This window comes from Pseudomonas vancouverensis (assembly GCF_004348895.1).
Taxonomy (GTDB): Bacteria; Pseudomonadota; Gammaproteobacteria; order Pseudomonadales; family Pseudomonadaceae; genus Aquipseudomonas; species Aquipseudomonas vancouverensis.
This window is the reverse complement of record NZ_RRZK01000036.1, coordinates 234,944-244,860: the sequence shown is the minus strand read 5'-3', so window position 1 is coordinate 244,860 and position 9,917 is coordinate 234,944. Positions and strand designations below refer to the sequence as shown.

Genomic DNA, 9,917 nt, shown 5'->3' with positions numbered 1-9,917 from the left:
ACTCGGTCAGCGGCCCAGGTGCGGTGGATGTGTTCACCTACACCGTGCGTGATTCTGATGGCGATGAAAGCACCACGACCATCACCATCGACGTCTACAACAGCTGCCTCAAGGCGGTCAGCGACAATGACGTCACGGTCTACGAAAAAGCCCTCGACCTGACCAAGGACGGCAACGACTTGGCGGCGGGCACCGTGGTCGGCAGCGATCCGCACAACACTGGCGAAACCGCGTCCGGCACACTGGTCGGTGCGGTGACTGGCGCTGTTGGCGCGATCACCTACGCGCTGGTCGGCAGCAATGTCGGCGCCTACGGGCAGATTCAACTCAACGCCAACGGCACCTACACCTACACCCTGACCTCGCCACCGAGCAGCTCGCCGCAGAGCAATGACGGCCCGAACATCACCCACGAAAGCTTCACCTATCAGGCCACCGACTCGCTGGGCAACGTGGTCACCAGCACCATAGTCGTCAACATCATCGACGATGTGCCCAAGGCCGTGGCGGACAGAGACTCGGTGACAGAAGGCGGCACGGTCAGCGGCAATGTGCTGCTCAATGACACGCTTGGCGCTGACGGGGCCGCTGCCGGCGGTGCCGTGGTCGGCGTGCGTGCAGGTGCAGACACCACGACATCGGCGGTTGGCGGGCTGGGCACTCACATCAACGGCGCCTATGGCTACCTGACGCTGGATGCCGCGGGCAACGCGGTGTATCACGCCAATCCGAACTCGGTCGGGCCCGAAGGGGCCACGGACACCTTCACCTACACCATCCGCGACAGCGACGGCGATGAAAGCACCACCACCATCACCATCGACGTCAACAACAGCTGCCTCAAGGCAGTGAGTGACAATGACGTCACCGTCTATGAGAAAGCCCTCGACCTGACCAAGGACGGCAACGATCTGGCGGCCGGTACCGTGACTGGCAGTGATCCGGGCAACACCGGCGAAACGGCGTCCGGCACTTTGGTCGGCTCGGTCACGGGTGCTGTTGGCGCGATCACCTACACCCTGGTCAGCAGCGCCACCGGAGCCTACGGGCAGATCCTGCTCAACCCGGACGGCACCTACACCTACACCCTGACATCGGCACCGAAAACGTCGCCCGGCGCCAACGACGGGCCCAACACCCTGAGTGACAGTTTCACCTACAAGGCGACGGACGCGGCGGGCAACAGCACCACCAGCACCATTGTGGTCAATATTGTCGATGACGTGCCCCAGGCCGTGGCGTCGGAGCGATCGGTCGCGGCCGTGGAGATCGACTCCAACGTGCTGATCGTGCTCGACATCTCCGGCAGCATGGCCGATCCCTCCGGTGTGCCGGGCCTGTCGCGGCTGGACCTGGCCAAGCAGGCGATCAGCGCCTTGCTGGACAAGTACGACGACCTAGGCGATGTGAAGGTGCAACTGGTGACCTTCAGCAGCAACGCCACCGACCGCACCTCGGTCTGGGTCGACGTGGCCACTGCCAAGACGCTGCTTGCCGGCCTCAGCGCGGGCGGCGGCACCAACTACGACGCCGCCGTGGCCATGCTGAAAACTGCGTTCATGACTTCGGGCAAACTCGATGGCGCGCAGAACGTCGGCTACTTCTTCTCCGACGGCAAGCCAACGACCAACCAGGACATCGGCACCGCCGACGAGACTGCGCTCAAAGCCTTCCTTGATGCCAACAACATCAAGAATTACGCGATTGGCCTGGGCAGCGGTGTGAGCAACGCCAACCTCAATCCACTGGCTTATGACGGCAGTAGTCATACCGATACCAACGCCGTTGTGGTCACCGATCTCAACCAGCTCAACTCGGTACTCTCGGGTACGGTGGTGGGTGCGCCGGTGACCGGTTCCCTGCTGGGCGACGGTGGCACCTTCGGCGCCGATGGCGGTTTCATCAAATCCATCACCATCGATGGCACCACCTACACCTACGATCCGAAGGGCAACAACAATCAGGGCACGGTGTCCGCCAGCGGCGGTGCCAACCACGGCACCTTTGACTTCGCGCACAACACCCTGAGCATCGCCACCAACAACAGCGGCACCTTGCAGATCAACCTCAGCACCGGCGACTACACCTACATCTCGCAGAAAGTCACCTCCGTGGTGATCACCGAGAACGTCGGTTTCACCGTCAGTGACAATGACGGAGATCTGGCCAGCTCGACGCTGACCGTGAAAGTGATCCCCAACGCGCCTCCCGTGGCGGTGGACGATCACATCATCACCAACGTGCTGTCGGGCAATATCGTGGTGCCAGGTGAACTGTTGCTGGCCAACGACACCGATCCGAATGGCGATCCGCTCACCGCATCACCAACGAGCTTCAACACTGGTTGGGCGGCCAAGGGCGCGGACTTCACCGGCAGCGGCGCGATCAGTTTCAACGGCACCAGCAATACCGCCGCCAACCAGAACCTGGCCGATGTGCGCAGCGCTTTCGCCGCCAACACCGTGGCGATGACTGCCGTGCTGGTGGTCAGCGGCTACCTGGGGGCGGTGACCAACGCCAATGCCAACGACGAAGACTTGATCACCGTCAAACTGAAACAGGGTGAGACCCTGAACCTGGACCACAACCTCGCGGCCGGGCACATCACCCTGGAGTACTCGGTCAACGGCGGGGCATTTGTCAGCATCGCCGATGGCGGCACCATCACGGCGAGCGCCGATGGCACCTACCAGATCCACGTGACCAACATCACCAACACCAGCGGCAGCAACACCAATGCCGCGGAAAACTACCAACTGACGATGACCGTCAACTACGCCGGGGCCCACGACCTCACCCCGGATTACCACGGTACCTACACCGCCAACGACAACCATGGCGGCAGCGACTCCGCCGCCGTGACCATCAGTTATCAGGAGGGGCACACCCTCACCGGCACCTCCGGCGATGACGTGCTGGTGGCAGGCGCCGGTAACAACATCCTCAATGGTGGCGACGGCAACGATGTGCTCACCGCCGGTTCCGGCAACAACGAGCTGCACGGCGGTGCCGGTAACGACCTGCTCTACGCCGGCCCGGGCAATGACATTCTCGATGGCGGTACCGGCATCGACACGGTCAGTTACGCCCACGCTACCGCCGGGGTGACGGTGGACCTCAGCCTGCTGGGGGCGCAGAACACCATCGGTGCCGGCATCGACACGATCAGCAACGTCGAAAACCTGGTCGGCTCGAACTTCGACGACAAGCTGACCGGCGACAACAATAACAACGTGATCAACGGCGGGCTGGGCAACGACATCCTCAACGGCGGCGGCGGTGATGACCTGCTGATCGGCGGGATGGGCAACAACACCCTGACTGGCGGCCCCGGCGCCGATACCTTCCAGTGGCTCAAGGGCAACAGCGGTCACGACGTGGTCACCGACTTCACCCCTGGCACTGACAAGCTCGACCTGTCGCAACTGCTGCAAGGGGAGAACAGCACCGCCGCTTCGCTGGATGACTACCTGCACTTCACGGTCACCGGCAGCGGTGCATCACTGGTCACCAGCATCAATGTCAGTGCCATGGCCGGCGCCGCGCCGACCCAGACCATCGATCTGGCTGGCGTCAACCTGGCTAGCCATTACGGCGTGACGCCGGGGGCGGGTGGGGTAATCGCTGGCGGGCACGACACGGCGACCATCATCAACGGCATGCTCAACGATCATTCGTTGAAAGTGGATACGGTGTGACCTGAGGAGGGCAATAGAAAAACCCGCCTTCGCGACCTGCGACGGCGGGTTTTTTCATGGGGGCATTTCAGGGTTTTTGCAGGGTCTTCTGGCGCAGGATGTAGATCGTCACCAGTACGGCGCTGGTCAGCATGAACCCTCGTGCCCACGGTAGCGGCACCAGATAGCAGGAAAACAGGATGCTTGCCCACATCAGGCCGATGGCGTAGACCTTGCCCTTGAGCGGGATGCCGTTGCCGTCGAGGTAGTCGCGAATCCATGGGCCCAGTCGTGGATGCTCCACCAGCCATTGATAGAAACGTGGCGAGCTGCGGGCGAAACAGGCAGCCGCCAGCAACAGGAAAGGCGTGGTGGGCAGTACCGGCAGGAAAATCCCGATCACCCCCAGCGCTACGCTCAGCCAGCCGATGGCCAGCAGTACGTAGCGCAACATCAGGGGGCGGTTGCCTATGGGCTTGGCCATAGGCGCGGCCTTAGTGGTGACGTGGCTTGAGGATCGCCGGTTTCTCGTCTGGCGCGTTGCACAGCAGGTACAGCGCGGTCAGGGCTTCGGGGATCTGCACGATCATGTCGTCCATCAGGTTGGCGTCGGCGGCGATGTCGGAAAACTCCGGTTGCTCGTCGAACAGACCCGAGCCGACCATGATCGGCAGGAGCATTTCGCTGACTTCGTCTTCGGCGGTTTCGAACCAGGCTTCTTCGCGCAGGAACACGCCTTCCATGAAGCCGATGCACCAGCCGCGCAGTTCCGAGTCATCCGGATCTTCGCCCAGGTCGAGGTCGCACGGCAGTTCGAACTCTTCGTCGGACGCCAGCTGGCGGGCGATGTGAGCCTTGAGGCCGATCAGCGTGGCTTCGATCTCTTCGCGTTGGGCTTCACTGCTGTAGTGTGGCTCTTCGGCGAACAGGGCGTCGATCCATTCACGGTCCGGAACCACTTCGGAACAGATCGACAGCGCGGTGAGGTAGCCGTGGGCGGCCACGTAGTCCAGCGCCTCGTCATGCAGTTCGTCGGCGTCGAGGAAGACTTGCAGGCGGGTTAGTTGCTCAGCGAAGGACATTAAAGGACTACCTTGGGGAATGTTCGATGCGGGAATTCTAGGCCTTCTTGAGCGCACAGGCCAGCCGCACGGCATATTTGCACTGCATTCCTACAGGTTCTCAATCTCTCTGGTCCTATAAGCGGCACCCTTTGCCGGACAGCCCTCGGGTATACTCGCGCGTTTTGTGATGCCCTGCTGGCGTCACGGCTGATCTGTTAAGCGTCATGCAATGCGCACTTACGATTTATCGAGGCGCCATTGCCGGTTCTGAACCAGCCTTGCAGGGATGTTTCGGTGATTTTTGGAGTTTTTATGCTCGAACAGGCTCAACGCGTCCTCAAGGACATCTTCGGCTACGACAGTTTCCGTGGCCGTCAGGGTGCGATCATTGAGCGCGTGGCCAGTGGCGGCGATGCCCTGGTCCTGATGCCTACCGGTGGCGGCAAGTCCCTGTGCTTCCAGGTGCCGGCACTGCTGCGCGAGGGCCTGGCGGTGGTGGTTTCGCCGCTGATCGCGCTGATGGACGATCAGGTCGCCACCCTCGAAGAACTGGGCGTGGCCGCCGCCGCGCTGAACTCGACCCTGAGCGCTGAGCAGCAGCGTGACCTGGCGGCGCGGATCAAGCGTGGCGAAGTGAAAATGCTCTACCTGGCCCCCGAGCGCCTGGTCCAGCCGCGCATGTTGTCGTTCCTGCAAGGCTTGAACATCGCCCTGTTCGCCATCGACGAAGCACACTGTGTGTCGCAATGGGGTCACGATTTCCGTCCGGAATACCTGCAACTGGGCCAGCTGGCGGAAATGTTCCCCGACGTGCCGCGCATTGCCCTGACCGCCACGGCCGACAAGCGCACCCGCGAAGAAATCGTCACTCGTCTGCACCTGCAGAACGCCGAACGTTTCCTTTCTAGCTTCGACCGCCCGAACATTTTCTATCGCATCGTGCCCAAGGAGCAGCCACGCAAACAGTTACTGGCGTTTCTCGCCGAGCGTCGCAGCGATGCCGGCATCGTTTACTGCCTGTCGCGCAAGAAGGTCGAGGAAGTCGCGGCATTCCTGACGGAACAGGGTTTTCCGGCGCTGCCCTATCACGCCGGGCTGCCCAACGATCTGCGTGCCTATCACCAGAAGCGCTTCCTCAACGAGGAAGGGTTGATCATGGTCGCCACCGTGGCGTTCGGCATGGGCATCGACAAACCCAACGTGCGTTTCGTTGCCCACCTTGATTTGCCGAAATCCCTTGAAGCCTATTACCAGGAAACCGGTCGCGGTGGTCGTGACGGCCTGCCGGCGGACGCCTGGATGGCCTACGGTCTGCAAGACGTGGTGATGCTCAAGCAGATGCTGCAGAACTCCGAAGGCGATGAGCGTCACAAGCGCCTGGAGCAGCACAAGCTCGATGCCATGCTCTCGCTGTGCGAAGAGACCCGCTGCCGGCGGCAAACCCTGCTGGCGTACTTCGACGAAGACATGCCCGAGCCTTGCGGTCATTGCGACAACTGCGTCGATGGCGTGCAGACCTGGGACGCCACCGAGCCTGCGCGTCAGGCGCTCTCGGCGATCTACCGCACCGGCCAGCGCTACGGCGTCGGGCATCTGGTGGACGTGCTACTGGGCAAGGACAACGAAAAGGTCCGCAGTTTCGGCCATCAGCACCTGTCGGTCTTCGGTGTCGGCAAGGCCATGGCCGAAGGCGAGTGGCGTTCCCTGTTCCGTCAGCTGGTGGCCCGTGGCCTGGCCGATATCGACCTGGAAGGCTACGGCGGCTTGCGCCTGAGCGACAGTTGCCGGCCGCTGCTCAAAGGCGAAGTCACCCTTGAACTGCGCCGCGATCTCAAGGCGCAAACCGTGGCGAAAAGCAGCAAGAGCCAGGCGAGCCAACTGGTGCGCGGCGAAGAACGCGAACAATGGGAAGCCTTGCGCGCCTTGCGTCGCAAGCTTGCCGAAGAACATGGTGTACCGCCTTACGTCATCTTCCCCGATTCGACCTTGCTGGAAATGCTGCGCAGCCAGCCGACCACCTTGGCGGAAATGGCCAGGGTCAGCGGTGTCGGCGCGCGCAAGCTGGAGCGTTATGGCGAGGCTTTCCTCGAAGTGCTTGGCGGCCAGGCCGAGGCGCCGAAAGTGGTGGCCGATGTGCGCCACGAACTGATCACCCTGGCCCGCGCCGGCATGACGCCAGTGCAGATTGCCGGTCAGTTGCAGTGCTCGGAAAAGAACGTCTACACCATGCTTGCCGAAGCCATTGGCAAACAGCAGCTGTCGCTGGAGCAGGCATTGGACCTGCCCGAGGATTTGCTCGGTGAAGTGCAGGACGCCTTCCTGGACGGCGAAGGTGAATTGCCACCAGTCGCCGAGATCTCCGCGCTCTTTGCCGGACGGGTGCCGGAGGGGGTTTTGTACTGCGTTCGCGCAGCGTTGCAGTCCGAATTCGAGATTTGAGTGTGCTGGATCATTGATGTAACGATTCAGTACAGAACAGGCCTTGCCTCAAGCCAAGGCTCATGCTTAGCTGGCTAATAATTAGTTTTTTCTATTTCAGTCTAATCATGAGTGTTTTATGTCGTTAACCGATCAACACCGCTTTGGCATGCAATTGGCCCAGATGTCTCGCGGCTGGCGCGCCGAACTGGACCGCCGGCTGGCCGGTATGGGTTTGTCCCAGGCGCGCTGGCTGGTGCTGCTGCACCTGGCGCGTTTCGAAGAAGCACCGACCCAGCGTGAACTGGCACAAAGCGTCGGCGTCGAAGGGCCAACCCTGGCGCGTTTGCTCGACAGCCTTGAAACCCAGGGCCTGGTGCAGCGCCAGGCCGTCGTGGAAGATCGTCGAGCGAAGAAGATCGTGCTCTGTGCCCCGGCTCGACCGCTGATCGAACAGATCGAAACCATCGCCACGCAGTTGCGCCACGAGCTGTTCGAAGGCGTCGATGAAGCGGACCTTGCAGTGTGCATGCGCGTGCATGGGCACATTCTGGGCAATCTGGAAAAGTCCTGAGTCGTCCGGTCTTTCAAGTTCGCCAGCAAGGAACATTACCGACATGTCCGCCAACAAACCGGAAATCGTCATCACCTACTGCACGCAATGCCAGTGGCTGTTGCGTGCCGCCTGGCTGGCCCAGGAACTGCTCAGTACTTTTGCCGATGACCTCGGCAAAGTGTCGCTGGTGCCCGGCACCGGCGGGGTATTTCACGTGTTCTGTAACGACGTGCAGATCTGGGAGCGCAAGGCCGATGGCGGCTTCCCCGAAGCCAAAGTGCTCAAGCAGCGGGTCCGCGATCAGATCGATCCGGACCGCGACCTCGGTCACAACGACCGCACTCAGTGAGAGGCGGCTTCAGCGGCGACGGCTTTCTTGCTCGAGCCGCTGGAAAGCCTGCTCGACACCACAATTGCCACGATGATCAATGCCCCGCCCAGCAACATGCGCAGGGTCGGGTTTTCATTGAACAGCAGCCAGGCCACCGTGATGCCGTACACCGGCTCCAAAGCAAACACCACCGCAGCGGTTCGCGCTTTGATCACCGCGAGACTGGCCACGAACAGGCTGTGGGCGACGCCGGTACAGAACACACCGAGCAGGCCGATCCACAGCCAATCGATGGCCCGAACCTCGCTCAATTGCGGTGCCGCCACCGGCAGCAGGCACAGGGCGACCACCACGTTCTGGCACAGCGCCGCCTGAACCGCGGGCACTCGCCCGGAGCCGGCGCGGTTGGTCAGTGACAGCAGCGAGAACAGCAGCCCTGAGCCCACGGCCCACAGCAATCCTGTAGTCGCACCACTGGCCAGGTCGAAGTCTGGGGTGACCAACACCAGGCCAATGCTCACCAGCACAACCAGCAGGATTTCATTGGCGCGGATGCGCTCGCGGAAAATCAACCCTTCGAGAATCACGGTAAAGGCCGGGAAACTGGCGAAACCCAGGGTAGCAATCGCCACGCCTGCGACTTTCACCGCAATGAAGAAACTCACCCAGTGCCCGGCCAGCAGCAGGCCACCCAGTAACAGGCGGCGCCAGTCCACGGCTTCGAGTTTTTGCCAGCGGGTCTGGCTGGCGAAGCGGGCAAAAAATGCCAATGCCAGCACCGCAAAAGCGGCCCGGCCAAATACGATGATCGCCGGGGACGCCGCAGCGAGTTTGCCGAATACACCGGTCAGGCCAAACATCAGTGCGCCAATATGCAGGGCGCCAAGGGCGGTACGGGGAGTCATTGCAATCCTTGGTAACAATCGAACAGAAGCGTCATTGAAACGCGTCCTGCCCCGTGACGTCTGTCGGCAAACTAGCGTTTTTTATCGCCAGCCTCGCGGCGCAACTTGCCGGGTGAGGCGCCAAACTCCCTCAGCACGGCCGCTGCGAAGGCGCTTTGCGAACTGTAGCCGACCCGGCTGGCGATCTCGCCGATTGGCAACGCCGAGTTGCGCAACATGCCGACCGCCAAGTGCAGGCGACGGCTGCGAATATAGTCCATGGGTGTTTGCCCGCATTCGGCGACGAAGCGGGCATGCAGGCGCGCGCTGGAAAGACCGGCCACCCGGGCCAGATCGGCAACCTGCAGGGGATACGCCGCGTACTGGTCAATATGAGCATCCAGCGCGGCGTAGGGCAGACGGCGCCCACCCACTGCGTCCGGTTTCGCATTATTGAGACTGGCCAGCAACAGCACCGCGCCTTGTTGGGCGATCAGCGGGTCATTTACCGGGCTGTTCGCCAGCCATTGCACCAACTGGCTTTGTCCCGCATCCAGTGCCAGTCGGCCGGCCTTGTCGAGCAGGCGTCGACTGGATTCGGCGTGATCGCCCAGGGAGTCCGCCACCCACTGGTCGCTGGGCACATCCAGCACCAGGCAACGGCTGCCGTTGGCGCTGCCGCAAGCATGATGGGCGCCGGAAGGCACGACGACGAAACTCTGCTGAACCACCTGGCTGCCACGCCCGCCAACCTCGAAATCCAGCGCTCCCGACAACCCGAACACCAGTTGCGCGTGGTCATGGCTGTGGACGATGAGGTCGTGGGTGTATTGGCGTAGCGTGAGGATCGGTCTCATCGCGGGTCTCCGGTTGCAGGTCGCCAGTCTACACCCGCTCAGGCCCGTACGTGCTGTCACAGGACTGACTTGCTGCTGTCATGGACCATTAACCCGACCGGCGCAAACTTTACAAAACATGTCCAGAGGG

8 protein-coding genes are annotated in these 9,917 nt (G+C 62.0%); 4 read left to right on the top strand and 4 right to left on the bottom strand.

Annotation, left to right across the window (positions count from 1 at the left end; translation table 11 throughout):
• Positions 1-3,698: Ig-like domain-containing protein (locus EIY72_RS28855; protein ID WP_132680194.1), on the top strand; the 3,698-nt coding region annotated here is incomplete at its 5' end.
• Between the two features lie 67 nt (positions 3,699-3,765).
• On the opposite strand, the gene EIY72_RS28850 is transcribed toward EIY72_RS28855, so the two are convergent.
• Together EIY72_RS28850 and EIY72_RS28845 are read right to left on the bottom strand one after the other, a co-directional pair.
• Positions 3,766-4,161 (bottom strand): YbaN family protein, encoded by a 396-nt coding sequence (locus EIY72_RS28850; protein WP_093225333.1) that lies wholly within the window; start codon positions 4,159-4,161, stop codon positions 3,766-3,768.
• Between the two features lie 10 nt (positions 4,162-4,171).
• Positions 4,172-4,759 carry a UPF0149 family protein gene (locus EIY72_RS28845; RefSeq protein WP_056853071.1) on the bottom strand — a complete coding sequence of 196 codons (588 nt, stop codon included), beginning with the start codon at positions 4,757-4,759 and terminating at the stop codon, positions 4,172-4,174.
• Positions 4,760-5,053: 294 nt separating this feature from the next.
• Between EIY72_RS28845 and recQ the strand changes: the two genes are divergently transcribed.
• The 3 genes from recQ to EIY72_RS28830 all read left to right on the top strand — a co-directional run bounded on the left by recQ (position 5,054) and on the right by EIY72_RS28830 (position 8,064).
• Positions 5,054-7,180: a DNA helicase RecQ gene (recQ, locus tag EIY72_RS28840; protein ID WP_093225331.1), complete on the top strand. Its 2,127-nt coding sequence runs from the start codon at positions 5,054-5,056 to the stop codon at positions 7,178-7,180.
• Between the two features lie 118 nt (positions 7,181-7,298).
• The gene (locus EIY72_RS28835; protein ID WP_093225329.1) at positions 7,299-7,733 is read left to right on the top strand and encodes a MarR family transcriptional regulator; all 435 of its coding nucleotides are present in this window, start codon (positions 7,299-7,301) and stop codon (positions 7,731-7,733) included.
• A gap of 43 nt (positions 7,734-7,776) precedes the next feature.
• Complete coding sequence (locus EIY72_RS28830; RefSeq protein ID WP_093225326.1) at positions 7,777-8,064, top strand: Rdx family protein; 288 nt, start codon at positions 7,777-7,779, stop codon at positions 8,062-8,064.
• Here EIY72_RS28830 and EIY72_RS28825 read toward each other — a convergent pair.
• Both EIY72_RS28825 and EIY72_RS28820 read right to left on the bottom strand, forming a co-directional pair.
• Complete coding sequence (locus EIY72_RS28825) at positions 8,058-8,951, bottom strand: DMT family transporter (RefSeq protein WP_093225321.1); 894 nt, start codon at positions 8,949-8,951, stop codon at positions 8,058-8,060. The genes EIY72_RS28830 and EIY72_RS28825 overlap by 7 nt on opposite strands.
• 71 nt (positions 8,952-9,022) lie before the next feature.
• Positions 9,023-9,787 carry a helix-turn-helix transcriptional regulator gene (locus tag EIY72_RS28820; protein ID WP_093225318.1) on the bottom strand — a complete coding sequence of 255 codons (765 nt, stop codon included), beginning with the start codon at positions 9,785-9,787 and terminating at the stop codon, positions 9,023-9,025.
• Positions 9,788-9,917: the final 130 nt, after the last annotated feature.

Coding starts and splice junctions, on each gene's coding strand:
- EIY72_RS28850 (WP_093225333.1), bottom strand. CDS start 4,161: ATGGCCAAGCCCATAGGCAACCGCCCCCTGATGTTGCGCTACGTACTG.
- EIY72_RS28845 (WP_056853071.1), bottom strand. CDS start 4,759: ATGTCCTTCGCTGAGCAACTAACCCGCCTGCAAGTCTTCCTCGACGCC.
- recQ (WP_093225331.1), top strand. CDS start 5,054: ATGCTCGAACAGGCTCAACGCGTCCTCAAGGACATCTTCGGCTACGAC.
- EIY72_RS28835 (WP_093225329.1), top strand. CDS start 7,299: ATGTCGTTAACCGATCAACACCGCTTTGGCATGCAATTGGCCCAGATG.
- EIY72_RS28830 (WP_093225326.1), top strand. CDS start 7,777: ATGTCCGCCAACAAACCGGAAATCGTCATCACCTACTGCACGCAATGC.
- EIY72_RS28825 (WP_093225321.1), bottom strand. CDS start 8,951: ATGACTCCCCGTACCGCCCTTGGCGCCCTGCATATTGGCGCACTGATG.
- EIY72_RS28820 (WP_093225318.1), bottom strand. CDS start 9,787: ATGAGACCGATCCTCACGCTACGCCAATACACCCACGACCTCATCGTC.